20 protein-coding genes are annotated in these 23,036 nt (G+C 71.2%); 10 read left to right on the top strand and 10 right to left on the bottom strand.

The window, feature by feature from the left end; all coding sequences use genetic code 11:
• Positions 1-6 precede the first annotated feature (6 nt).
• Both ACT2CW_RS24470 and ACT2CW_RS24465 read right to left on the bottom strand, forming a co-directional pair.
• Entirely contained in the window at positions 7-2,256 is a 2,250-nt protein-coding gene (locus ACT2CW_RS24470) for an acetate--CoA ligase family protein (RefSeq protein WP_445518282.1), read from the bottom strand.
• 232 nt (positions 2,257-2,488) lie between these two features.
• Positions 2,489-3,643: a flavin-containing monooxygenase gene (locus tag ACT2CW_RS24465; RefSeq protein ID WP_445518281.1), complete on the bottom strand. Its 1,155-nt coding sequence runs from the start codon at positions 3,641-3,643 to the stop codon at positions 2,489-2,491.
• A 221-nt stretch (positions 3,644-3,864) separates the two neighbouring features.
• Between ACT2CW_RS24465 and ACT2CW_RS24460 the strand changes: the two genes are divergently transcribed.
• Together ACT2CW_RS24460 and ACT2CW_RS24455 are read left to right on the top strand one after the other, a co-directional pair.
• Complete coding sequence (locus ACT2CW_RS24460) at positions 3,865-4,317, top strand: hypothetical protein (protein ID WP_037953025.1); 453 nt, start codon at positions 3,865-3,867, stop codon at positions 4,315-4,317.
• A complete protein-coding gene (locus ACT2CW_RS24455; RefSeq protein WP_164435891.1) occupies positions 4,299-4,757 on the top strand; it encodes a Zn-ribbon domain-containing OB-fold protein in 459 nt (152 codons plus the stop codon). Before ACT2CW_RS24460 ends, ACT2CW_RS24455 begins: the two co-directional genes overlap by 19 nt.
• A gap of 79 nt (positions 4,758-4,836) precedes the next feature.
• Here ACT2CW_RS24455 and ACT2CW_RS24450 read toward each other — a convergent pair whose 3' ends face one another.
• The 3 genes from ACT2CW_RS24450 to ACT2CW_RS24440 form a co-directional block, all read right to left on the bottom strand.
• A complete protein-coding gene (locus ACT2CW_RS24450) occupies positions 4,837-5,532 on the bottom strand; it encodes a pyridoxine/pyridoxamine 5'-phosphate oxidase (protein WP_445518280.1) in 696 nt (231 codons plus the stop codon).
• 123 nt (positions 5,533-5,655) lie between these two features.
• Positions 5,656-6,834, bottom strand: coding sequence for a thiolase C-terminal domain-containing protein (locus ACT2CW_RS24445; protein ID WP_445518279.1), 1,179 nt, complete (start codon positions 6,832-6,834; stop codon positions 5,656-5,658).
• Between the two features lie 185 nt (positions 6,835-7,019).
• Positions 7,020-7,148, bottom strand: coding sequence for a hypothetical protein (locus ACT2CW_RS24440; protein ID WP_267950671.1), 129 nt, complete (start codon positions 7,146-7,148; stop codon positions 7,020-7,022).
• Positions 7,149-7,339: 191 nt separating this feature from the next.
• Here ACT2CW_RS24440 and ACT2CW_RS24435 point away from each other — a divergent pair, with 191 nt between their 5' ends.
• Both ACT2CW_RS24435 and ACT2CW_RS24430 read left to right on the top strand, forming a co-directional pair.
• Positions 7,340-8,770, top strand: coding sequence for an acyl-CoA dehydrogenase family protein (locus ACT2CW_RS24435; RefSeq protein WP_445518278.1), 1,431 nt, complete (start codon positions 7,340-7,342; stop codon positions 8,768-8,770).
• The gene (locus ACT2CW_RS24430) at positions 8,770-9,252 is read left to right on the top strand and encodes a nitroreductase family deazaflavin-dependent oxidoreductase (protein ID WP_445518277.1); all 483 of its coding nucleotides are present in this window, start codon (positions 8,770-8,772) and stop codon (positions 9,250-9,252) included. The genes ACT2CW_RS24435 and ACT2CW_RS24430 overlap by 1 nt, the downstream gene beginning before the upstream one ends.
• 170 nt (positions 9,253-9,422) lie before the next feature.
• On the opposite strand, the gene ACT2CW_RS24425 is transcribed toward ACT2CW_RS24430, so the two are convergent.
• On the bottom strand, positions 9,423-10,070 hold the full coding sequence (locus ACT2CW_RS24425; RefSeq protein ID WP_164435898.1) for a TetR family transcriptional regulator: 648 nt from the start codon (positions 10,068-10,070) through the stop codon (positions 9,423-9,425).
• A 461-nt stretch (positions 10,071-10,531) separates the two neighbouring features.
• On the opposite strand from ACT2CW_RS24425, the gene ACT2CW_RS24420 reads away from it, so the two are divergent.
• The 4 genes from ACT2CW_RS24420 (at position 10,532) to ACT2CW_RS24405 (ending at position 15,462) form a co-directional block, all read left to right on the top strand.
• Positions 10,532-11,341 carry a VOC family protein gene (locus tag ACT2CW_RS24420; RefSeq protein WP_182467773.1) on the top strand — a complete coding sequence of 270 codons (810 nt, stop codon included), beginning with the start codon at positions 10,532-10,534 and terminating at the stop codon, positions 11,339-11,341.
• 230 nt (positions 11,342-11,571) lie between these two features.
• Positions 11,572-14,241, top strand: a complete 2,670-nt coding sequence (locus ACT2CW_RS24415; RefSeq protein ID WP_138914333.1) for a serine/threonine-protein kinase — start codon at positions 11,572-11,574, stop codon at positions 14,239-14,241.
• Between the two features lie 178 nt (positions 14,242-14,419).
• Positions 14,420-14,779: a hypothetical protein gene (locus tag ACT2CW_RS24410; RefSeq protein WP_445518276.1), complete on the top strand. Its 360-nt coding sequence runs from the start codon at positions 14,420-14,422 to the stop codon at positions 14,777-14,779.
• 134 nt (positions 14,780-14,913) lie between these two features.
• On the top strand, positions 14,914-15,462 hold the full coding sequence (locus tag ACT2CW_RS24405) for a PT domain-containing protein (protein WP_250853395.1): 549 nt from the start codon (positions 14,914-14,916) through the stop codon (positions 15,460-15,462).
• Positions 15,463-15,525: 63 nt separating this feature from the next.
• Here ACT2CW_RS24405 and ACT2CW_RS24400 read toward each other — a convergent pair whose 3' ends face one another.
• Genes ACT2CW_RS24400 through ACT2CW_RS24390 form a run of 3 tightly spaced genes read right to left on the bottom strand, consistent with a single transcriptional unit; the run spans position 15,526 to position 17,956 of the window.
• Positions 15,526-16,293 (bottom strand): enoyl-CoA hydratase/isomerase family protein, encoded by a 768-nt coding sequence (locus ACT2CW_RS24400; protein ID WP_445518275.1) that lies wholly within the window; start codon positions 16,291-16,293, stop codon positions 15,526-15,528.
• Positions 16,290-16,781, bottom strand: coding sequence for a Zn-ribbon domain-containing OB-fold protein (locus ACT2CW_RS24395; protein ID WP_250853394.1), 492 nt, complete (start codon positions 16,779-16,781; stop codon positions 16,290-16,292). The genes ACT2CW_RS24400 and ACT2CW_RS24395 overlap by 4 nt, the downstream gene beginning before the upstream one ends.
• An 8-nt stretch (positions 16,782-16,789) precedes the next feature.
• Positions 16,790-17,956, bottom strand: coding sequence for a lipid-transfer protein (locus ACT2CW_RS24390; protein ID WP_445518274.1), 1,167 nt, complete (start codon positions 17,954-17,956; stop codon positions 16,790-16,792).
• A gap of 116 nt (positions 17,957-18,072) precedes the next feature.
• On the opposite strand from ACT2CW_RS24390, the gene ACT2CW_RS24385 reads away from it, so the two are divergent.
• Positions 18,073-19,692 (top strand): FadD3 family acyl-CoA ligase, encoded by a 1,620-nt coding sequence (locus ACT2CW_RS24385; RefSeq protein WP_445518273.1) that lies wholly within the window; start codon positions 18,073-18,075, stop codon positions 19,690-19,692.
• Here ACT2CW_RS24385 and ACT2CW_RS24380 read toward each other — a convergent pair.
• On the bottom strand, positions 19,679-22,300 hold the full coding sequence (locus tag ACT2CW_RS24380) for a DUF6185 family protein (RefSeq protein WP_445518272.1): 2,622 nt from the start codon (positions 22,298-22,300) through the stop codon (positions 19,679-19,681). The genes ACT2CW_RS24385 and ACT2CW_RS24380 overlap by 14 nt on opposite strands.
• Positions 22,301-22,513: 213 nt before the next feature.
• On the opposite strand from ACT2CW_RS24380, the gene ACT2CW_RS24375 reads away from it, so the two are divergent.
• A complete protein-coding gene (locus tag ACT2CW_RS24375) occupies positions 22,514-22,930 on the top strand; it encodes a hypothetical protein (protein ID WP_445518271.1) in 417 nt (138 codons plus the stop codon).
• Positions 22,931-23,036 lie beyond the last annotated feature (106 nt).

Below are 23,036 nucleotides of genomic sequence, written 5' to 3'. Positions count from 1 at the left end.
CATGCGTCAGCGGCAGATCGCCAGGGCGTCCAGTGCCACGGCACCTTGGCCACGTTCCAGCACCATCAGCGGGTTGATGTCCAGTTCGGCGAGGTGGTCCCCGAGCTCCAGGGCCATGCGCTGGACCCGCAGCACGACCTCGACGAGAGCGTCCACATCGGCGGGGGGAGCGCCGCGCACCCCGTCGAGGAGGGCGCGGCCGCGCAGTTCGGCGAGCATCGCGCGCGCCTGGTCCTCGCCGAACGGGGGGACGCGTACGGCAGCGTCACGGAGGACCTCGACGAGCACGCCCCCGATACCGACGGTCACGGTCGGCCCGAAGAGGGGGTCCTGGCTCATGCCGACCACCATCTCCACCCCGCGCTCGACCATCTGGCAGACCAGCACCCCGTCCAGCTCGACGCCCTCGTAGCGGGCGATGTCGGTGAGCTCCCGATAGGTGTCGCGGACCTGGCTGGCCGAGGTCAGCCCCAGCCGGACCAGCCCCAGCTCGGTCTTGTGGGCGAGCTGCGGCGCGGACGCCTTCATGACCACGGGGTAGCCCACCAGACCCGCGGCGCGGACGGCCGCGGCCGCGCTGGTCACCAGCTGCTCGCGCGGCACCCGGATGCCGTACGCCCGCAGCAGCTGTTTCGCCGAGTGCTCGCTCAGGCGGTCTCCTGGGCGCAGCAGATCGCGCACCTTGCGAAGGGAGGGGGACGGCGTGCGCGGGGCGTCCTCGAAGGGGGAGCGGTAGGAGGCGGTGAAGCGGTGGTGCCCCAGATAGGCGCGCACGGCGGTGATGCAGTTGGCGAACGTACGGAAGGTGGCCACGCGGGAGGAGCCCAGCAGGGTGGTGCGGTAGGCGTCCTCGGTGCCGACCGGCGAGCCCCACACCACGCACACCAGCTTGTCCGTCTGCTCCGCCGCGTCCACCAGGTCCTGCGCCAGCTTGTCGCTCATGGGCGGGAAGGGGCCGGTGATCGGGCAGATCAGCACGCCCACGGCGGGGTCGGCGAGGATCGCGTCGATGATCTTGCGGCCGCGCCAGTCGCCGACCGGGTGTCCGCCGTTGTCCACCGGGTTGGCGACGCTGAGATCGCCGGGTATCCACTGGTGGAGCTCGGTCTGCTTCTCGGGGGAGAGGGTGGGCAGGGGGAGGCCCGCCGCGGTGGCGAGGTCGGCGAAGTGGGCCCCGGTGCCCCCGGAGATCGAATACACCACGACGCCGTCGGCGAGCGGCGGGCGGGCGCGGGCGAGCAGCGCCGCCGTGTCCTGAAGCTCGTCCAGGCCGTCCACGCGGATCACGCCGAACTGCCGCATGGCCGCGTCCACCACCGCGTCCGAGCCGGTCAGCTTGCCGGTGTGGGAGGCGGCCGTGCGGGCGCCGGTCTCGGTGCGGCCGACCTTCACGGCGACGACGGGCACCTTGGCGCGGGCGGCCCGGTCGGCGGCGAGGAGGAAGCCGCGGCCGTCCTTCAGCCCCTCCGCGTACAGGGCGATGGCGCCGACCTCGGGCCGGGTGGCGAAGTAGGAGATGAAGTCGGAGGTCTCCAGATCGGCTTCGTTGCCGGTCGGGGCCCAGTGGCTGAGCCGGATGCCGAGTTCCTGGAGGGTGAAGACCGGGCGGCCCTGGTGGCCTGACTGGGTGATGAGGGCGATGGCGGGCCCGTCGAGGTCGTCGCGGAACTTCTCGAAGGCGTTGAGGTTGGTGTTGGGGCCGAGCAGCCGCAGCCCGGCGCCGCGGGCCGCGGCGGCCAGCCGGGCCTGCGCGGCGGCGCCCTCGGGGCCGGTCTCGGCGAAGCCGGAGGCGAAGACGACGGCGAACCTCACCTTGCTCCCGTCGAGTTCCTCGATCACCGGGAGCGGGTCGCGGACGAGGAGGACGGCGAGGTCGACGGGTTCGGGCAGCGCGGCCACGGACGGTACGCACGGAATGCCGAAGACGGCGGGACGGGAGGGATGCACGGGGTGCAACCGGGCGCCGACGTGTTCGGCCCAGGCCAGGAGCTGGCGGGTGATACCGGTGTTGGGGCGGCCGTCCGCGTCGGAGGCGCCGATGAGGGCCACCGACTCGGGATGGAAGAAGTGGTCCAGATCGGGGACGGCGGACATCAGCGGGCGCCCGCTGACGTCCACGTCGTCCACGCCTTCGGCGGTCCCGCCCGCCGCGGTCCTGCTGTGGACATGCACGGCGGGGCCGGGGGCCTGACCGCACGCGACGGCGCGGGCATGACGGGAGTTGGTGGTCAGGGTGCCGTAGGTCGATCCAAGCATCGGTATCCGCCACTCCTGCTCGTTGGCCAATAACCGGGTAGGTGACCAGGGGATTCGGCGTCGGCCGCCATAGCAAAACTGACGCCAAGTCACATTACCCAGTAGTCAGGTTACTGAACTGACGGCCTGTCAGGAATGCTCGGGGCGCGGGGAACACGCAGGGTGACGGAGGGGCCGGCGGAATCGCGGCCCGCCCCGCCCCGCCCCGCCCCGCCGTCATGCCGCCCCGCCGTCATGCCGTTGTCCGGGCGACCGTCCTGGCGATCTTCCGGGCGTCGATGGCCAGCTCGCGCAGCATTCCGCTGATCGGGTTGGTATAGCCCGTGAAGTGCAGACCCGGCGCGCCCTTCAGGGTCCGCCGGCCGTGCGGGAGGGGGCGGCCGCGGTCGTCGAGCACGCCCAGATGGCCGACCAGTTCCTCCAGGCCGCGCCGGTAGCCGGTGGCGGCGATCACCACCTCGGGGCCGATCCGTGAGCCGTCGGCCAGAACCACCTTGTCCAGATCGAAGGAGTCCACCGCCGAGACGACCTCCACCCGTCCCGTCCGCACCGCGTCGACCAGCCCCACGTCCTGGACCGGGATCGCACCCTCGCGTACGCGGGTGTAGAGCCCGGTGTCGGGCCAGGGCAGACCGTGCTCGGTCAGGTCCGGCATGCTCACCCGGCACATCACCCGCGCCGCCCGGTCCACCGCGCGCCGCGGCAGCCTGCGCACCAGGATGCCGGTGGCCTGCGCGGGCCAGCCGGCCGTCGAGCGGCGCAGGATGTGCGGCACGGTGCGGATCGCCAGCCGCACCCGGGCCGCGCCGCCCTCGACCAGATCGACCGCGATCTCGGCGCCGGTGTTGCCGGCGCCGACCACCAGGACGTCACGGCCCTCGAAGGGGCGGGGGTTGCGGTAGTGGGCGGCGTGCAGCAGCTCGCCGGTGTAGCCGGCGCGGCCCGGCCAGTCCGGCAGCCGCGGGGTGTGGTTGAAGCCCGTCGCGACGACGGCCACGGGCGAGGACAGCGCACGGCCGCCCGTGGCGCGCAGCACCCACTCCGTGTCGTCGGCCGACCGGTCGATGCGGGAGACCTCGACGCCCGTGACGACGTCCAGCCGGTGGTGCTCGGCATAGCGCTCCAGATAGCGCACCACGTCGTCGCGCCCGACCCACCGTCCGTAGGACCGGGGGATCGGCAGCCCGGGGAGCGCGGAGAGTCTGCGCGTGGTGTGCAGATGCAGCCGGTCGTAGTGGTTCCGCCAGGACGCGGCGACCGCGTCGGACTTCTCCAGGACGACGGCGTGGATCCCGCGGTGGCTGAGCGCGGCGGCGGCGGCGAGTCCGCCCGGTCCACCGCCGATCACATAGACGGGTGAGGACTTCTCGGAGGAGCGGTCGGCCATGCCGGTGAGCGTAGTCGGGTATTTGACGGGTTTCGGTCAAACAACCGGCCAAAGTGATTCCGGATGGGTTGCGGAGAGGTCACGGTCGGTCGGCGCCGGACCGTCGCCGCGGTGTCCCGCCGGATTCCGCTCCGCCGGGCCCGACCCCTTGCGCGGGTCGGGCCCGGCCCATGAAACTGACGTACCGTCAGATTCGGCGGCGGCAGGGAGGGCGGGGAACGATGCGGACGATCGGGCTCGACGGGGCCGAATGGCTCGCCGTACTGCGTATCGGACTCGGCCTGTGGTGGCTCGAGAGCTGGCGGCACAAGAACAAGAAGGACTGGTTCGAGCGCGGCACCGGCATCGGCTGGGCGGTGGGCGTGGCCGCCAAGCACCGCTGGGCGTTCGTCCGCGGCGGCTTCGACGCGGTGGTCACACCCCGTCCCAAGGTCATGGCATACGTCGTCGTCTACGCCGAACTCGCCCTCGGCCTCGGGCTGACGCTCGGTTTCCTGACCCCCATCGCCCTGATCGGCGCGATCGTGCTCAATCTGCTCTATTTCCTGCTCATGATCCACGACTGGGCGGAGCAGGGGCAGAACTCGATGATGGTGCTGATCTCCGTGGTCGGGATCTTCGGCATGAGCTGGCAGACCTGGTCGCTCGACGAGGCATGGGGGCTGTTCCTGTGAGCCCGACGCCGTCCGCGGGCGGCCCGCGCTTCGATCTGCCCGAGATCGACGCCTTCACCCGTCCCTACTGGGACGCCGCCGCCGAGGGCCGGCTGCTGATCCGGCGCTGCGGCGGGTGCGGCCGGGCCCATCACTACCCGCGCGAGTTCTGCCCGTTCTGCTGGAGCGAGAACGTCGTCTGGGAGGCGGCGAGCGGCGCCGCGTCGCTCTATACGTGGTCCGTGGTGCACCGCAATGACCTGCCGCCGTTCGGTGCCCGCGTCCCGTACACCGCCGCCGTCGTCGATCTCGCCGAGGGGCCGCGGATGATGACCGAGCTCATCGAGGTCCCGGAGAGCGGACCGAGGGTGGGGATGCGGCTCCGGGTGGCGTTCCGGGCGCCGGAGGCCGGCGAGCGGGACGTCCCCGCTTTTCCTGTCTTCCGGCCGATGTCTGCCTAGCCTTGCGGCGTGGCCGCCTTACGGCCGTCTTGCGCAACGGTGCACGCCTTACGGTCGTCACCGTGCGGCCGTGCCGCCGTTATGGCCACAGCAGGTCTCGCCGCCAGCCGCTGGGCTGCTCCCCGGGGTCGCGGCGGTAGCGGACCCGTACGTGCCGCCGCTTCGCCTCCTCCTGGTAGAACTCGACCTCGTCGGCCTCCAGGACGTACAGGGTCCAGGTGGGGGCGGTCGCGTCCGGTTCGCGTTCGGCCCGTTCGTACGCCGTCTCGAAGGCCCGTAGCAGCTCCTCGTACGAGCCGAGCACCTCGCTCTGCCGTCCGCTCCCGGCCAGCGCCGCCGCGAGCGCCGCGGGGGACCGGCCGCGCAGATCGGCCGCGCTCTCCTCCCGCCCGGCCTCGCCGACCCGCCCGCTGACGCGCACCTGACGGCCCGGGCGCATCCAGTGGAACGCGAGCGAGGCATAGGGCCGCTCGGCCAACTCGCGGCCCTTACGGCTGGTGCGATGGGTGCCGAAGTGCCAGCCGCGCTCATCGGCGTCGTGCAGCATCACCGTGCGCTGGGACGGACGGCAGTCGGCGCCCACCGTGGCCAGCGACATGGTGTGCGGGCCGGGTTCGCCCGCCTCGGCGGCCTCCCGCAGCCACCGCCGGAAGAGCGGAAGCGGTGCGTCCGGGGCCGTGCCCGGGTCGAAGACGGGCAGTTCGCCCGCATGGGGTACGCGCAGGCCGCGCAGCAGTGCGCGGAATGCCTCGGCCTCATCTTGGTCGTCGCTCATCGGCTCCCCATCCGATCACCCGTGAGGGGCCGGGGCAAGCCGGGGGGGTGCGTACGGCCGGGGCGGGGCGGGCGTGCGTATGGCCGGGGCGGGTGGGGCGTACGTACGGCCGGGGCGGGCCCGTCAGTCGCGGCCCAGGACCACCGTGCCCGCCGAGCAGAACCAGCCCCCCGTGCCCGACGCCACGGCCAGCTCCGGCAGCCGTCCGCCCGCCTTGCGCACCTGGCGCTCCCCGGCCTCGCCGCGTAGCTGCCGTACGGCCTCGACCAGCAGGAACAGTCCGCGCATCCCCGGGTGGCAGGCGGAGAGGCCGCCGCCGTCGGTGTTGGTCGGCAGCTCGCCGTCCCGGGTCAGCCGCCCCTTCGTCGCGAACGCCCCGCCCTCGCCCTTGGCACAGAAGCCGAGGTCCTCCAGCGTCACCAGGGTCATATAGGTGAAGGCGTCATAGAGCTCGGCCACGTCGATGTCCGACGGCCGGACGCCCGCCCGTGCGAACGCCGCCCGCCCGGAGGCCGCGGCCGGGGAGACCGTGAAGTCCTCCCATTCGGACATGGTGGTGTGCGAGACGGCCGTGCCCGAACCCAGCACCCACACCGGGGGTTTCGCCGTGTCCGGTACGTATTCCTCGGCCGCGAGCAGCACCGCGCAGCCGCCGTCCGAGCGGATGCAGCAGTGCAGCTTGGTGAAGGGGTCGGCGATCATCGGGCCGCTCAGGACGTCATCGACGGTGATCGGTTCGCGAAACATCGCGTCCGGATTGTGCCCGGCATTGATACGCGCCTGAACGGCGATGTCCGCCAGCTGTTCGAGGGTGGTGCCGTACTCATGCATATGGCGGCGCGCGGCCATCGCGTACTTGGCGACCAGCGTATGCCCGTACGGGACCTCGAACTGGAGCGGTCCGCGCGCCCCGAAGGAGAGGTTCGCGGTGCGGCGGCCCGCGCGGATGTCGGCGCGGGCGGTGGAGCCGTAGACGAGCAGAACGGCGCGGGCGTGCCCGACGGCGATCGCGTCCGCCGCGTGCGCCGCCATGACCTCCCAGGTGGCGCCGCCGACGGCCGTCGAGTCGGTCCAGGTCGGCCGCAGCCCCAGATACTCGGCCACCTCGACCGGCGCGAGGGTGCCGAGCCCCGCCGAGGCGAAGCCGTCGACGACCGACCGGTCGAGACCGGATTCGGCGAGGGCCCGGCGGGCGGCCTGGGCGTGGAGGGCGTAGGGGGTGGCCGTGTCGACGCGGCCGCAGTCGGAGAGGGAGACGCCGACGATGGCGACCTTACGGTTGCGCTGCGCTGCGGGCGGCATGAATCTGACGGTACATCAGATTCGGCGGAGTGGAAGGGGGCGCCTGCGCGAGCGCATCGAGGTCTGGGGGTGCCTGTGCGAGGTCGCCGAGGTCCAGGGGAAGGGGGTGGTCCGGACGATCTCCCGTATGGCCGTGCCCGCGCCTCGAGCACAAGCCCCGTCCGGACCACGCGTGCGGCGTCCGGTTACTGGAGGAACTGCCCCACGCAAGCGGCGATCGCCACCAGAAGGCTCAGCACTCCGATCACGACCTGCCACTTGTCCGGGCCGGTCCACCGGGCGTCGCTCGTCTCCTGCGTGCTCCGATCGTCCATTACCCCTCCTCGCTCCTCCGACAGGCCCCGGAGGACAGGGCCACCGCCGGTTCGGTCGCGCTCCGGCGGAGGGTGCGGGGAGGAACGTGATGGGCGGCAGCAGCTTAGCCGTGGATGGGGCGGGAGGGGTGGGAAAGTCCGGAGGTCGTCCCTAGTATGACGGCCCGTCAGAAAATCGGAGGTGCTCGCCGATGGACGCCGCGTTCACCGAGGAACAGGACGAGATCCGCCGTACGCTGCGCACTCTGCTGCGGGAGCGGTGCGGGCCGGACGAGATCAAGGCGGCGGTCCAGACCGCGCCCGGCTATGACGAGGCCCTGTGGCGGCGGCTCGCCCGGACGCTCGGGCTGCCGGGCCTCGCCCTTTCGGCTGCGTACGGGGGCGTCGGCTGCGGCGTCACCGAGCTGGCGCTGGCCTGTGAGGAGACCGGGCGGGTGCTGCTCCCCTCGCCGCTCCTGGCCACCGCCGTGTTCGCCGCGCCCCTGGTCGCCGCGCTCGGGACCGAGGCGCAGCGCGCCGAGCTGCTGCCGCGCATCGCGGAGGGCGCCCTTACGGCGGCACTCGCGGTGCCGGGGCGCGCGCTGCCCGAAGCGCTCGGGCTCGTAGGAGCGCGGGACGGCGCGTGGGCCGGTGGGGGGCGCGCGGGGGGTGTCCAAGCGCGCCCGGACCGGGACGGCGGCGCGGGGTGGCGGCTGTACGGGCAGGTGGAGCAGGTGCCGGGCGGGCACAGCGCCGAACTGCTGCTGGTCGCCGCCCGCGCCGGGGGCTATACGCGCGGGCGGACGCTGCTGTTCCTCGTCCGGGCGGGGGCGGACGAGGCCAGGGTGGGGGTGGACGGGCTGGTCCGTACCCGGCTGACCGCGCTCGACGCGACCCGGCCGCAGGCCCGGATCGAGCTGCGGAACGTCTCGGCCGAGCTGCTGGGGGTGGACGACGGCGGGAGCGGGAGCGGGGAGGCGGTGGCCGAGGCGCTGGCGGCCGTGGGTACGGCGGCCGCGACCGTGCTCGCCGCCGAGGCCGTGGGGGCGGCGGACGCGGCCCTCACCCGGACGGTCGAGTATGTGCGGGCGCGTGAGCAGTTCGGCCGTCCCATCGGCTCCTTCCAGGCGGTCAAGCACCGGCTGGCGGATGTGTACGTCGCGGTGCAGGCGGCCCGTTCGGCGGCGTACTACGCGGCCTGGGCCGCGGCCGAGGGCGGAGGGGGCGGTACGCACGGTGCGGGCGGTACGGAAGCCGCGGTCGCGGGCGGGCTGGCGCTCGCGCAGGCGCTGGAGGCGCAGCGCACGGCGGCGGCGGAAGCGGTGCAGCTGCACGGCGGTATCGGCTTCACCTGGGAGCATGACGCGCATCTCTACTTCAAGCGGGCCGCCTCTGACGAGCTGCTCTTCGGCCCCGTCCACCGGCTGCGGGCGCGGGCCGCGGAACGGGAGGGACTCTTCGGCGCGGCCGATCGCGCTCCTTACGGTGGTCATGAAGGGCGCGGCGGCGGTCATGAAGGGCGTGGCGGGAGCGGCGCCCAGAACGGGGACAGCCCGCACGGCGGGCCGGACGGACGCGATGGGCGGGACGGGCCGGAGGGGCCGGACGGGCGAGACGGCCTGCGTAAGGCGGTGACGACCTGATGGCCGGTTACGGCGTGAAGCTGATCCGCAAGGTGTCCTCGACCCGCGCCTTCGCCAAGGTCGCGCCCCATGTCATCCCCGCGTTCGACCGCACGGTCCACCGGCTGACCCGCGGCAAGGTGCTGCCGAGCGCGCGGATGCTGCCGGGCGTGATCCTTACGGCGCGCGGGGCGAGGTCGGGGCTTCCTCGCCGTACGCCGCTGGCCTGTATGCCGGAGGACGGCGGCACCTGGATCCTGATCGGCAGCAACTTCGGCCGTCCGGGCCATCCGGCCTGGACGGCGAACCTCCTGGTCCACCCGGAAGCGGAGATCAGCTGGCGGGGCCGGGACATCGCCGTCCGGGCACGCCTCCTGGAGGGCGCCGAGCGTGAGGCCGCCTGGGCCGCGGTCCTCGCCTTCTGGCCGCCCTACGCGACGTACCAGTCCCGGGTGGACCGCGAGATCCGCCTCTTCCGCCTCCACCGCGTCGAGGAGGGCTGAGCCGGGCCAGGAGGGGCTGAGCCGGTCCCTCCCGTGCCAGTGCCCGCAAAGGGCCGCGGCGGATCACTGGGGAGTGATCCGCCGCGGCGTGACAGGACGTGCGGGCCCGGCAGGGCAGCCGGCTGGGAGGGGCCGGGGAAGGGAGGCCGGGGGAGGGGCGCGCGGATTCGTTACTTCGGCGGCTTGCGGCCGGTGATACCGAGGTGGACGAGCCAGGTCAGGCTCGGCCTGAGGTCGGCCTGCTTGACGCCCCAGCTCTGGAAGCCCTTCTGGTGCGCCGCGACCGCCGCCAGCATGGCGACCAGCGAGCCCGCGATGGCCCCGGGGTTGAGGTCCGCGTCGATCCGGCCCTTGGCCTGCTGCTCCTTGACGGCGTCCGTCAGGGAGTTGGTGACGGAATTGAGGATCTTCATGCGGATCTTGTAGAACCGCTTGTCGCCCTCGGCGGCGCCCAGATCGACGACCCTCAGGATGGCGTCGTGTTTGCGCCAGAAGGAGAGGAACCCCTCGACCAGGTCCTCCGCCGCGGTCGCCCCCGACTTGCCGGCCCATGAGCGGTCGGCGACCAGATCGGTGAGGTTCGCGCCCTCCTTCGCCATCTCCTCGGCGAGCTCGAGGACCGCGCCCTCCACATCGGGGAAGTACTGGTAGAACGTCGCAGGCGAGGTCCCTGCCTTACGTGCGACATCGATGACCTTGACGTCTCGATACGGGGAGGTGCTGAGCATCTCGCCGAGGCAGTCGAGCAGCTTCTGCCGCGTCGCCTGCCCGCGACGACCGGCCACCCGCCCGTCGACTGTGCGTACTTGTCCTGTCATGCCGTCAGCTTACCGAGGGGTGATCGGAGCGCGATTCGGCTGCGTGCAAATGGGGTTAGGGCGGGATGGGCGGGTTTGCGAACCTCGCTGAGCAGGTTGGAATGGCTGATTCCGACCCCTGTCCACAGTCGTCAAGCCCTCAATCACCGCTCACCCACACGTGTGAATCGTGTTATCAACAGCCTGTGGATAACAACGGTGGATGACGCGGTGGGATCCGTCTTCGAGCCAAAAGGATTGGCCAAATATTTCGAGTTCCGGGGCGAGCAGACCGGGCGTTCCCCCGTTAGCGTGGCAAGTGAGGTGAACGAACCAAGCGGTTCCAAACACGTGCCAAGCATCTCCAAACGGGCTGTGAGCAAGCTCCCAGGCGAGCGGGCTCCGAGGCGAGCAAGCTCAGAGGTGAGCGGGCTCCGAAGCGAGCGAGTCCGAGGACCGAGGGACGCGGGAGGATCCGGGCCATGGCGGCATTCGCGGAAGGCGTGCCCTGCTGGGCGGATGTGCTGCTGTCCGACCTCGCGGCGGGGCGGCGCTTCTACGGTGAGCTCTTCGGCTGGACCTTCCAGGAGATCGCCACCGACTACGGCACGTTCACCCGGGCCCTCCTCGGCGGTAAGGACGTCGCGGGGCTGGTGCCCAAGCCGGACGGGCGGATGCCCACCGTCTGGAACATCTACTTCGCCGCCCAGGACGCCGCCGCGACCGCCGTACGGATCCGCGAGGCCGGTGGCCGGGTGATCACCCCGCCGGTGTGGATCGACGAGTTCTGCGTCATGGCGACGGCCGCCGACCCGGGCGGCGCCGTCTTCGGGATCTGGCAGGCGGGCAGCCACCCCGGCTTCGCGCGGCGCGGCACGCCCGGTTCGTACGGCTGGACAGAGGTCCACACGCGTCAGCCGCGCGCCGTGGACGCCTTCTACCGAGCGGTCTTCGGCTACGAGATGACGCCGTCCACAGTGCGTTCCGCGCCCCCCTCCGCAGAGGGCGCACCGGCCGACGTGGTCCTGTGGACGCCGCGCGGGGAGCCCCCGGACCCCCGTCACGCGATCGGCGGACGCGTCGTGATGGGTGAGGAGTACCCGGCCGTTCTGCCCGCCCACTTCCTGACGTACTTTGTGGTGGCGGATTGCGATCAGGCGCTGCGCACGGCCCACAGGCTGGGCGGGCGGGTTCTCAAGACCGCCGAAGATACGCCGTACGGGCGTTTCGCGGTCCTTGCGGACAATCAGGGCGCGGCCTTCGCCGTCATCGACACCTCGACGGCAGGCTGAACCCGGGGCGAATAACTGGGCGATACGGGCCCGCGGGCACTTGGCTGGTCCCCGGTCGAACCGGACGGACCCCGGCTCCGTATCGCCCGATGACACGACGATTCGCCCCCGGGTTCGCAACCGCCGCCTTCGCCAGAGAGAATGCAGGATGCGTGCCGCCGGTTGGTTTGTCGGTGAGACGCTGCACGGGGCTGTATTTTTTCAAGCCCCCACGGGGAGGTGGCAGGCAAGTGGTGGAGCAGCTGACGCAGCACGATCCGAGGCGGATCGGCCCTTTCGAGGTGCTCGGACGTCTCGGCGCGGGCGGCATGGGGCTGGTCTATCTGGCCCGCTCGGCATCGGGCCGACGGGTCGCGATCAAGACGGTCCGGACCGAGCTCGCCGAGGACCAGCTGTTCCGTGTCCGATTCACCCGTGAGGTGGAGGCGGCCCGCGCGGTCAGCGGGTTCTACACGGCCGCGGTCGTGGACGCCGATCCGCGCGCCGCGGTGCCGTGGCTGGCCACGGCCTATGTGCCGGCGCCCTCCCTCGAGGAAATCGTCAACGAGTGCGGGCCGATGCCGGCCCAGGCGGTGCGCTGGCTGGCGGCCGGGGTCGCCGAGGCGCTCCAGTCCATCCACGGCGCGGGCCTGGTCCACCGGGATCTGAAGCCGTCGAATGTGCTGGTCGTCGAGGACGGCCCGCGCGTGATCGACTTCGGTATCGCCTCCGGTGTCTCGAACACCCGGCTGACGATGACCAACGTCGCGGTCGGCACCCCCGCCTACATGTCCCCCGAACAGGCGCGCGACTCGCGCAGTGTGACGGGCGCGAGCGACATCTTCTCGCTCGGCTCCACCCTGACCTTCGCGGCCACCGGGCACGCGCCCTTCCACGGCGCCAACCCGGTGGAGACCGTGTTCATGCTGCTGCGCGAGGGCCCCGATCTGGCCGGGCTGCCCGATGAGCTGCGGCCGCTGATCGAGTCGTGCATGCAGATGGAGCCCGAGCGGCGGCCGTCGCCGGCCGATCTACAGTCACAGCTGGCCCCGCATCTGTTCGCCTCCAACGCCGACGACAGCGGTACGGCCTCGGCCTGGCTGCCGCCCGGCGCCGTCGCGCTCATCGAGCGCAAGCGCAGCGGCCGCAACCAGGTGCGCGGCTCCTCCCGGCCCGCGGCCGGAGGCGGCCGCCCAGGCGGGAACGCGGGGAACGCGGGGAACGCCGGAAGCGCCGCGAGCGCGGGCAGCCGCCCCTCCGCGCCGCTTCCGCCCGAGCGCCCGCCCACGCCGCCGCCCTCGTACGTCCCCGCCGCGGGAGCGGCCGCGGACGGCCACGGCGGGCGGCACGGCGCCGCCGCGAGCGGACCCGCCGCTCCGAGCGGCTGGGAGCCCGTGGGCGTGGGCGATCCGCGCGGCGGCCTGCGCGCCCCGGAGGCCGCGAGTCCGCCCAGCGCGCTGGGCTCCATCGGGCCCGGGCGGCACGCCGCCCCGTCCGCTGCCCCGTCCGCCGCCGCGGCGCCCGCTCCTGCGCCCGCCGGGGCCGACGGATCGGTGCGGCTGCCCGGTTCGCAGGTGCCGATCGGCCCGGGGCTCCGGGCCGCCGACGCGCGGGACCCGCAGGCGCAGCACGGCACCGGGCCCGCCACCGGCTGGGTGCGCCCGCCGGCCGGGGTGACGAGCGGAGGGCTGAACGGGGGCGATGGCACGGCCGCCGTCCCGCCGCCGACCCACTCCCCGTCGGCCGAGCCGCCCGAGCCGCCCGGCGGGGCCGGGCACGGCCGCTGGCGCCCGTGGCGGTTCCGCATGTCCAACGACGTATGGGGCACCCCGGCGGTCGCCGGCGATCTGCTGTACGTGACCTCGTTCGAGGTACACGCGCTGGACGTGGGCACCGGCCGGCGCCAGTTCAAGACCCGTGACGTGGCATGGGCGATGGCCGTGGCGAACGGCCGGATCCACGCCTCCGACGGCCCCACGCTGTACGCGCTGGACGCGGAGGACGGCGCCGAGCGCTGGCGGCTGTCGACCGACGGCTGGGTCTACTCCCTGAAGGTCGACCGCGGCACGGTCGTCACCGGTACGCGCGGCGGTGGCGTCCAGGCGTGGGAGGCGGCCAATGGTGAGCTGCTGTGGGAGATGCAGGGGCTCCAGACCGACTTCGAGACGCCCGAGTCCGGCCCGGCCGTCCATGACGGCACGGTGTATGTGTGGGCGGACGCGCGGCTGCGCGCCCTGGAGGCGCGCACGGGCGCGGAGCGCTGGTCGTACCCGGTGGGCGACGCGGCGTCGTGCGGCGGGGTGCCGCTGCGTCTGCTGGCGGCGCCCGATGGGGTGGTCTACGTCTCGGCGGGGACGCGGGTGCTCGCGCTCGACGTCGCCCGCGGGGATGTGCGGTGGCGTTTCGAGGCGCCCGCCGTCTTCCTGTGCGCCCCCGCGTACGCGCCGGGGCCCGCGGTCACCGGCGGCGGTATCTACATCGCCGACTATCTGGGCACGGTGTACGCGCTGGACGCGGCGAACGGCCGCGACCGCTGGCGCATCGCCACCGAGGCCCGGCAGTCCATCGAGCCGGTGCTGGTGGCCGACGGCTCGGTCCATCTGGGCAGCGGCGGCGCGCTCTACACGCTCGACGCGGTCACCGGCACGCCCAAGTGGCGGTTCGCGGCGGGCGGCGAGGTCATCGGCTCGCCGGTGGTCGCCGACGGCCGGGTCCACTTCGGCTCGGCCGATCACTGTCTCTACACGGTGGACGCGGCGGGCGGACAGCTGCGCTGGAAGCTGGCGACCGGCGGCGAGATCACCGGATCCCCGGTGGCCGCCGGGGGCGTGGTGTACGCGTGCAGCAAGGACCGCTGCGTCTACGCGCTGGACGCGGTGAAGGGCACGGGCCAGTCCCGCCCGTCGGGCGGCCGGGCCTGACCGATCCCGGGGCGGTGCGACGAGACGGCGGCGCGATGAGACGGCGGCGCGACGAGACGGCAGGTCGCAGGCCGTGTCCCTGACAATTGCTGCTACGGTTGCGGGCGTTCATCGACCTCCTGGGAGCCGGGAGGTCGATGGGTAACTCTGCGCGGTCTTCGGGGGAACGGGGTCTGTGATGCGGCGTGGTCTGCGCGGCAGCGACTCCAGCGGCTCCTCGGGCGGCACGGCGTCGTCGTCCGAGCCCCAGGCGACGGTCGTCAGCTGCGCCGACAAGGGCAAGGACGCCGAAAAGGGCAAGGTGGCCAAGGACAAGAGCGGTCGTCCGGCGGCGACCGTGAAGGTGCGCAACCGCTCGGGCGCGGCCGACACCTACCTCGTGGACATGAACTTCCAGGGCCGGGACGGTCTGACGCTCACCTCCGGCCGCGCCGATGTGCGGGTCCCCGCGGGGAAGTCGCGGACCGTAAGGGTGCCGCTCGACGATCCCTCGGTCGTGGGAACCGTGGTGCGGTGCGAGGTCGTCTCCGTCCTCTGAGAGCCGGGACAGGCGCGCCCACTGGTGACTTTGGGGTAGCAAAACCCATTGCTAGGGTGGCGTGCACTTGTCAACAGCTGCATCTGGCTTGAATGAGCCTTTTCAACGGGGGTAATACCATGCAACGCCGCTCCATGCGCATATGCGCCGTCGCCCTGGTCGGGCTCATCGCGCTGACCGGCTGCGGAAAGAAGAAGGGCGGCAGCCACGACGGCGGCCTCGGGGGGTTCGTCTCGGGCGGGAGCGGGGGCAACGACAACCCGGCGTCCGGTCCCACCGACCTCCCCAGCGGCATGCCCACCGATCTGCCCAGCGGCGCGCCCTCCGACGTGCCGTCCTACGACGCCCCCACGCCCTCCTACACCTACTCCGCGCCGCCCACCTACAACTCGGACGGCACGAACGACATCACCGCCACCGGCTGCGACTACGACGAGTCGACCCGTTCGTTCCAGTACACCCTCAATCTCAGGAACCCCGAGACGCAGTCCATGCACTACTCGATCACCATCGAGTGGGAGGACCAGAACGGCGGCAGCCTGCTGGGCTCCGACTACAAGTCCGTCACCGTGGCGTCCGGCGGCAGCCAGACCCTCAACGCCACCTCCTACCGCACCCTCACCCAGCAGACGTCCTTCACCTGCAAGGTCACCTCGGCGCTCAAGTACCCGAGCTCCACCTGAGCCCCGACCCCCGAGCCGCTCGATCCGGCGCGGACGGGCCTCACCGGCGGGCGCGGACGGGCCTCACCGGGTACGGAAGCCGGGCGTACGGGCCGCGAAGAGCGCGGCCTGTCGCCCCGGCGGCAGATTGCCCAGCGCGATCAACTGCGGGGCCTGCGCGAGCGCCTGGGCCAGCGCCGCCTCCTTCGCCGCCCATAGCGCCCTTACGGTGCCCTGCACCGCCTCCGTCGGGTACGACGCGATGACCGACGCGGCACGGATGGCCGCCGTAAGGGCCTCACCGGCCGGGGTCACCTCGCTGACCAGGCCCGTCTCATACGCCCGCCGGGCCGAGAGCCGCTCCGCCGTCCCCATCAGCGCCATCCGCGCGACCTCGCCCATGGGCATCCGCTGCGCCATATAGACGGCCTCATAGGCGCTGACCATGCCATAGCTGGTGTGCGGATCGAAGAAGGCCGCCGTCTCGTCGGCGACGATGAACTCGGCCTCGCCCAGCAGATAGAACGCCCCGCCGCAGGCCATTCCGGCCACCGCCGCGATCACCGGCTTCCACAGGTCGTTTGCCTTGGGCCCTACGGTGCGCAGCGGATCGTCCATCGCGTAGGGCGACGGCGGCTGCGCGACCTCAACCGAGCGGTCGATGCCGGTGCTGAAGGCCCGGCCGCCCGCGCCGGTGAGGACGACGGCCCGGACCGCGTCGTCCCGGCGGAAGCGCCGCCATGCGGCGGTCAGTTCCGAGACCGTCTCCAGGTCGATGGCGTTGTGCCGCTCGGGCCGGTCGAGGGTGACGACCGCGACGCCGTCCTCCTGCACCCGTATGCGGACCGTCATGGCCGCTCCAGCAGCCAGCGCACCACCGTCAGCCCGCCGTCCGTCTCATGGAAGGCGGCCTTCACGGGCGCGCCGATGCGGATCCGCTCCGGCGGGACCGAGTTCAGCGCGGCGTCCGCGGCGGCGACCAGATTGCCCACCAGCCGGATGCGCGGGGCGTCCGCGAGCTCCACGAGGACGACGTTGTACGGAGCCTGGGCCGCGTAGGCGGGCAACAGCGGGGGATGGGGCAGCACATACGACCAGATCCGGCCACGGCCGCTCAGCTTTTTCCACAGGCTCTCGAAGGACTGGCAGTGAGGGCAGCAGGGCCGGGGCGGGAAGCGCGGTTCGCCGCAGTCCGCGCAGCACTGGACGCGCAGTTCGCCGCGCGCCGCGTAGGCGAAGAAGGGCGCCCCGTCGTCGTCGGGCACGGGTGCCAGCAGCCCATCGGCCCGCTCGCCCCCGCCACTCGCGGCCGTGGTCGTGGTCGTTTCCGTCTGTGTCATACCGTCGCTCAACTCCTCAGCAGCAGGGCCGATGTGGGAACCCCCTCACCCGCCGTGACCAGGCAGGTCGTGGCGCCGGGTACCTGGGCGGTGCCGGTGCCGCGCAGCTGTCTGACCCCCTCGGTGATGAGGTTGAAGCCATGGACGTACGCCTCGCTGAGGCCGCCCCCGCCGGTGTTCAGCGGCAGCCGTCCGCCGATCTCCAGCGCGCCCCCCTCGGTGAACGCGGCGCCCTCGCCCCGGGCGCAGAAGCCGTAGCCCTCCAGGGAGAGCGGGATCAGCGGGGTGAAGGCGTCGTAGATCTGCGCGACATCCACGTCCTGCGGCCCGAAGTCGGCGATTTTCCACAGCCGGCGGGCGGCGGTCCAGGAGGGGCCGGTCAGCGGGTCGTCGTTCCAGTAGTTGACCATCCCGTGGTGCTGGGCGGGCAGCCCCTGCGCGGCGGAGTGGACGTACACGGGCCGGTGCCGGCAGTCGCGCGCCCGCTCGGCCGACACCAGCACACAGGCCAGCGCGCCATCGGTCTCCAGGCAGTTGTCGAAGAGGCAGAGCGGTTCGCTGATCCAGCGCGCGGTCATATACATCTCGCGGGTCAGCGGGCGGTCGTACATCATCGCGGCGGGGTTCTGATTGGCCCGGTTGCGGCAGGCCAGCGCCACATTGAAGAAGTGATCGCGGGTCGCGCCGTACTCATGCATATAGCGCCGGGCCAGCAGCCCGATCTCATCGGCCGGGCGCAGCAGCCCGTACGGCCGGGTCCACTGGGCCGGGGTGGGCAGCTGCACCCGGGTGTTGGTCCAGGGGCGCGGCCCGCTGCCGCGTTTGCGCGACCGCCAGGCCACCCCGACGCTCGCCTGCCCGGTGGCGATCGCGGCGGCCAGGTGCGCGACGGTCGCACAGGAACCGCCGCCCCCGTAGCCGACCTTGCCGAAGAAGGTCACATCCCCGGCGCCGATGGCCTTGGCGATCTCGACCTCGTCGGTCTCCTCCATGGTGTACGAGGAGAAGGCGTCCACCTCGGACGGGGCGATACCGGCGTCGTCAAGGGCGGCCAGGATCGCCCGGCAGGCCAGGGTCTTCTCGGACTCGGGCAGGCGTTTGGCGAAGGGGGTCTGCCCGATACCGGCTATCGCCGTCGCGTCCTTCAAGGTCGCCGTCGCCCTTGCCGCCCCCATGGCCGCCTCCGTGGTCGCGTTCACCGGTGCTGACAGCGGGGAAGGCTACCGCTAATCTGACGGGTAGTCAGCTACTGGGGTCGTCCGTCCCGGGTTCCGGGGAGGGGAGCGGTCCGATGGAACAGTTGGAGCAGGGGTACACCATCCCGGCCCTGATCCGGGCGGCGGTCGAGCGGTTCGGCCCGGACGAGGCCGTCGTCGAGGGCCGCGCCCGGATCTCGTACGCCGAGCTCGGCGCCCGGATCGAGCGCGCGGCGGCCGCGTGCGTCGCCTCGGGCCTCGAACCGGGCGACCGCGCCGCGATCTGGGCGCCCAACACCACCGACTGGATCGTGGCGGCGCTCGGCGCGGTCACCGCGGGCGGGGTGCTGGTCCCGGTCAACACGCGTTTCAAGGGCGGCGAGGCGGCGTATGTGCTGCGCCGCACCCGGGCCACGCATCTGTTCATCACCGGCACCTTCCTGGGCACCTCGTATGTGGCGTCGCTGCGCCGGGCGGCGGGGGAGGGGCCGGGCCATGGCCCGCTGCCGGGCCTGCCCTATCTGCGGGAGGTGGTGGTCCTCGCCGACAACGGCCCGGAGGACTTCCGCACCTGGAAGGAGTTCCTGGCGCTGGGCGACGCCGTGCCAGCGGAGGAGGTCCGCTCCCGGGCGCAGGCGGTGCGCCCGGCGGACCCCTCCGACATCACCTTCACCTCCGGCACCACCGGCCACCCCAAGGGTGTGGTGACCACGCACTTCCAGACGGTGCGGGTCTTCGACACCTGGAGCGAGATCACGGGGCTGACGGCGGGCGATCGCTATCTCATCGTGAACCCGTTCTTCCACACCTTCGGCTACAAGGCGGGCATCATCGCCTGTCTGAGCCGCGGCGCCACGATGGTGCCGCAGCCGGTGTTCAGCGTGGAGACGGCCCTGGCCAATATCGCCGCTGAGCGCATCACTGTCCTCCCCGGCCCGCCCACCCTCCATCAGTCCCTGCTCGACCACCCCTCCCGCGCCGCCCATGACCTGTCCACCCTGCGGCTGGTCGTCACCGGCGCTGCGGTGGTCCCGCTGGAGCTGGTGGAGCGCCTGCGCTCGGAACTCGGGGTCGCCACGGTGCTGACGGCGTACGGCCTGACGGAGGCGTCCGGCACCGTCACGATGTGCCGCCGCGGCGATCCGCCCGAGGTCATCGCGGGTACGGCTGGCCGTGCGATCCCGGACACCGAAGTCAAGATCGCCACGGCCACCGGTCGCGAACTCGCCCGGGGCCGGCCGGGCGAGGTCTGGGTCCGCGGCTACCACGTCACATCCGGCTACTTCGAGGACCCGATCGCCACGTCCCGCACCATCACCCCCGACGGCTGGCTGCGGACGGGCGATGTCGGGGTGATGGACGAGCGCGGCAATCTGCGCATCACCGACCGCATCAAGGACATGTTCATCGTCGGCGGCTTCAACGCCTACCCCGCCGAGATCGAGCAACTCATCGCCCGCCACCCGGATGTGGCCGACGTCGCCGTGATCGGCATCCCGGACCCGCGCCTGGGCGAGGTGGCCAAGGTCTACGCGGTCCGCCGCCCGGATTCGACGCTGACGGCGGACGACCTGATCGCGTGGTCGCGGCGGGAGATGGCCAACTACAAGGTGCCGCGGCAGGTGGAGTTCCTGACCGAGCTTCCGCGCAATGCGAGTGGGAAGGTCCTCAAGGCGGAGCTGCGGGCGGGGTGGGATGGGGTCACGTTGGCTTGAACGATGCGCCTGTGAGGTTGCTCCAAATGGTCGCCGCTCCCGCGAATTGAGCGATGAGAAAGGCGGCATGCACGGAAAGGGTCCGTATCTGGTAGATCGACAGCAGCAGGCTGAGACGCGTCGGCCAGAGTTGCCTTTCTCCGCTGAAGGTCGCCATGTCCATCCAGATGCTGGTGAGCGTCAGGACGATGAGCATGAGTGAGATGCTGAGAACGGCATTGCCGAGCTCTGTATCGGTGATGAGGTTGACCAAGGTGCCCAGGCCGATGGGGATGGCGTAGGCGATGGTCAGGCTCAACGCGCGCATGGGCCCACGGTGGCCGGGCAGCACGCGCCACAGCGCTCCCAGGGCCAGGCCGACTCCGGCCCATGTGATCTGCCAGGTAAGGAACCCCGCGGCGATGTCCAGCAACCCTGTGGTGTTGGCGCTCGTGAGCATGAGTTGTTTGGGGTCTTTTAAGTGTTTCGCCCAGATGATGGCGGCGCTGGCGGGAATCCCGAAGAGGAATGCGATGCGCGCGCTGTGCAAGGCGTTGTCCCACCATTTGTCGTGCGGGCCCCAGCTCAGAGCTACATCTACGACGGATACCTGATCAGGGAGAAAGTTTCGCTTATATCCGGGTGGGCGCCAACGTCGCAGCCGTCGAAGCCGGTCCTCCAGCGCCTCGCGGGTCGTGTCCTGTTCCGTGTGGCCCTGATCCACAAAACGGAGACGCTGGTGGAGGTTACGGTACTGATGCGCCTTCTCCAGCATGTTGCGCCGACCTTGCGCGGTGCCCAACGCCTCGGTGAGGAAGTCTCCGCCCGCCTGGCAGAGCACTGACCATCGTCGGCCTGCCGCCCGCACGGCATAGAGAGCCGCGATATTCAGCAGGAGCCAGGCGGCCAACAGCAAGGAGGAGCCTGCGAACAGTTGGGCCCGCGTCGCCACGACGAGGGCGAAGACAACGGCGGTCAGTCGCATATCGTTGTGCGAGGGACCCAGCGAAACCTGCTCGGACTGCGCGGCACTGGCGCGGCTGTTCAGCAGAGCCACCAGTGCGATGCTCGTCAGGACCCATGTCTGGGTGTATGCCCAGAAAAGCCCAATCGACCCGAAGGCGGCCAGGTTGTTGTGCAGATTCTGGTCGTGAGCTCGGTCGCTGCCGTCATGTTCCATGAGCCAGTTGGCACGTTGCCAATTCAGGTCGGTGGACCATCGGTACGCATACAACATCACCATGGCGACCACAGCCAATACCGCCACGGAAGCGGCCATGAAACGGAGGGTGGCTGTGTCCCATGCCGCCGTCCAGGATGTGCGGACTAGCCCTCCGTCCCTCGCGAAGCGCCACGCCCATGCCGTCATCGCGATCAGCCACAACCACACCATCGCCAGCTGTAGCAACATGAGTGAGGCAATGCGGCCGTCAAGTGGTGCCAGTTCTTCCGGCAGAGGCATGGCGCCGAAGGCCAGAATGCCCACCAGGCCAACGACGGTCAAACCAAGGGAAAGCACAAACACATTGCGGGTCAATACTCGGCCCCGACGGCTCAGCTCGCCGGTCGGAGACTTCGACGTATCCGTTGAGCGGTCGGGCAACCAGGGGCGCGCTGCGAGGATGAGTACCAATCCTGCGCCGATGCCGGCGATAGTTTGCCAAGGGCTGAACTTTTCCGTCTCTGAGGGCAGCACGGCAAGAGCCAGACCTAGAGCCGCGCTGAGCCCGGCCCACCACAAGGCTGTCCTGGCGAGGCCCCCTTTGGAACCTTCGCTGACGGCAGCGACCCGCCACGGCGCCCACAGCCGCCCCGGTGGCATTGGCAGGGAAGACGGGCGCGGAGCGGGGCGAAGCACCGCGAGCGCCAATGCCGCCGAGCCGCAGACCCACCACAAGACGACGCCCAGTGTGCTGAGGGTGGACTTTCCGCGATTCTCCAATGCGAAGGCGGCGTGCCAAGGTGGGAACAAGTCGACCCGTACGTCAGAGGGCTTGTCCCATACCCACGTCCCCTTTCCTGTGTATGCGGCTTCGGAATCCACGTCGCTTGCCTGAAGCCCATCAAGCTGGACTCCCACCTGCTTCCAATGGGCAGTCGCCAGCGCCCTGCCCAGTATGTGCTGGTCGAAAGTGACCTTCCATGGCTTATGTGGCTTCGTTACGTTGATGCGCCAGGGTCCGACCCGAGTCTCTCTGGGATGAGTGATCAAGGCGAATGCCTTGTAGCGGACCGTAACCCCGTGCTCCCGCGCAGTCGTCACTTCCGGACTGTGGAGGCGCCACTCGTCCTTTCGGAAGGGCTTGGCTGTGGGCTTTGGCTTCTTCTCCCCGCGCAGCAGGCAGCGCATCGCCCGTTGATAAAGGTTGGATTTCTCGCCGAGCGTCAGTCCCTTGGTAGCCAGAGGCCATGAACGCTGAACGGTGATGGTTGTGGTCGTCTGTGCCCGGACGAATGTCTCACGGTGATGGAAGAACCGGATCGCAGCCTCGACCTCCGGTGTTCCGGCTTCCGCCACTTTGCAACCGTCAGGTGCGGCCGCCGCTCCTGCCTCCGTCGGCCACAGCCCCCACCACGCCACCATCACGATCAGCAGTGCCTGCCAGCATCGCCACCGGTTAGCCGCCATCCGTTCGCTCCGCTACCCACGCATGATTGACCTTCAATGCGCATACCTACTCATCCGGAAGCCGCAGGCCCGGTGCAGACGCGCAACGAGAGGCGAAGGTCCAATCGGTTGGCCGCATGGTGGGTGGTCGGCTCTGGATTGCGGCACTCCATATCGCGGCTTACGATCTTTCAAGAGTGCATAAGCTGATCCGTTGACCATAGGAGAGGGCTTATGGCCGGTAAAAACGCGACCCACCAGCGGCCCGCACTTCCCACGTTCGAGGAAGCCGAGGGGCTGGGCCCGCAGGACGCGGAGTTCGTCCGGGACCTCATCGCGGTGCTGGAGAAACACGGAAACCTCGACCGTTTCGGCCTGTGCCTGCTGCACGACCACTTCCCGCTCGCCGCGGACGAGGTTCTGGTCGAGACGAACGACCCCGAGGCCCGCACGCTTCAGATCCGCGTGGAGAAGGCCAACGGGACCCGGCATGCCAAGCCCTCGCAATGGCGGTTCATGCCGGACATCAGCCATGCCAATGCCAATGCCAATGCCAGTGCCAATGCCAAGGGCGCGGAGACCCAAGGCGGCCCCTACGAGGTGATCCTTCAGTGCGATGTGGTCAGCCTGTGCCCGGGGCGTGACCGCTGAAGCAGAGTGCGCTCCGGTGCGCGTACGCGCACCCGGCGCGGGGCAGCGCAAAGGGGCCGGGCGTTTTCTCCCGGCCCCCCTTGGTGCTCACGAGGATCTCGTGGCG

The sequence above is a fragment of the Streptomyces sp. NEAU-174 genome (assembly GCF_052665095.1).
Note: the sequence above shows the minus strand (reverse complement) of the source record. Positions and strands in the feature narration are given on the sequence as shown.

Excerpts from the sequence above, each read along its gene's own strand:
- ACT2CW_RS24470 (WP_445518282.1), bottom strand. The coding sequence starts at position 2,256 with ATGCTTGGATCGACCTACGGCACCCTGACCACCAACTCCCGTCATGCC.
- ACT2CW_RS24465 (WP_445518281.1), bottom strand. The coding sequence starts at position 3,643 with ATGGCCGACCGCTCCTCCGAGAAGTCCTCACCCGTCTATGTGATCGGC.
- ACT2CW_RS24460 (WP_037953025.1), top strand. The coding sequence starts at position 3,865 with ATGCGGACGATCGGGCTCGACGGGGCCGAATGGCTCGCCGTACTGCGT.
- ACT2CW_RS24455 (WP_164435891.1), top strand. The coding sequence starts at position 4,299 with ATGGGGGCTGTTCCTGTGAGCCCGACGCCGTCCGCGGGCGGCCCGCGC.
- ACT2CW_RS24450 (WP_445518280.1), bottom strand. The coding sequence starts at position 5,532 with ATGAGCGACGACCAAGATGAGGCCGAGGCATTCCGCGCACTGCTGCGC.
- ACT2CW_RS24445 (WP_445518279.1), bottom strand. The coding sequence starts at position 6,834 with ATGCCGCCCGCAGCGCAGCGCAACCGTAAGGTCGCCATCGTCGGCGTC.
- ACT2CW_RS24440 (WP_267950671.1), bottom strand. The coding sequence starts at position 7,148 with ATGGACGATCGGAGCACGCAGGAGACGAGCGACGCCCGGTGGACCGGC.
- ACT2CW_RS24435 (WP_445518278.1), top strand. The coding sequence starts at position 7,340 with ATGGACGCCGCGTTCACCGAGGAACAGGACGAGATCCGCCGTACGCTG.
- ACT2CW_RS24430 (WP_445518277.1), top strand. The coding sequence starts at position 8,770 with ATGGCCGGTTACGGCGTGAAGCTGATCCGCAAGGTGTCCTCGACCCGC.
- ACT2CW_RS24425 (WP_164435898.1), bottom strand. The coding sequence starts at position 10,070 with ATGACAGGACAAGTACGCACAGTCGACGGGCGGGTGGCCGGTCGTCGC.
- ACT2CW_RS24420 (WP_182467773.1), top strand. The coding sequence starts at position 10,532 with ATGGCGGCATTCGCGGAAGGCGTGCCCTGCTGGGCGGATGTGCTGCTG.
- ACT2CW_RS24410 (WP_445518276.1), top strand. The coding sequence starts at position 14,420 with ATGCGGCGTGGTCTGCGCGGCAGCGACTCCAGCGGCTCCTCGGGCGGC.
- ACT2CW_RS24405 (WP_250853395.1), top strand. The coding sequence starts at position 14,914 with ATGCGCATATGCGCCGTCGCCCTGGTCGGGCTCATCGCGCTGACCGGC.
- ACT2CW_RS24400 (WP_445518275.1), bottom strand. The coding sequence starts at position 16,293 with ATGACGGTCCGCATACGGGTGCAGGAGGACGGCGTCGCGGTCGTCACC.
- ACT2CW_RS24395 (WP_250853394.1), bottom strand. The coding sequence starts at position 16,781 with ATGACACAGACGGAAACGACCACGACCACGGCCGCGAGTGGCGGGGGC.
- ACT2CW_RS24390 (WP_445518274.1), bottom strand. The coding sequence starts at position 17,956 with ATGGGGGCGGCAAGGGCGACGGCGACCTTGAAGGACGCGACGGCGATA.
- ACT2CW_RS24385 (WP_445518273.1), top strand. The coding sequence starts at position 18,073 with ATGGAACAGTTGGAGCAGGGGTACACCATCCCGGCCCTGATCCGGGCG.
- ACT2CW_RS24380 (WP_445518272.1), bottom strand. The coding sequence starts at position 22,300 with ATGGCGGCTAACCGGTGGCGATGCTGGCAGGCACTGCTGATCGTGATG.
- ACT2CW_RS24375 (WP_445518271.1), top strand. The coding sequence starts at position 22,514 with ATGGCCGGTAAAAACGCGACCCACCAGCGGCCCGCACTTCCCACGTTC.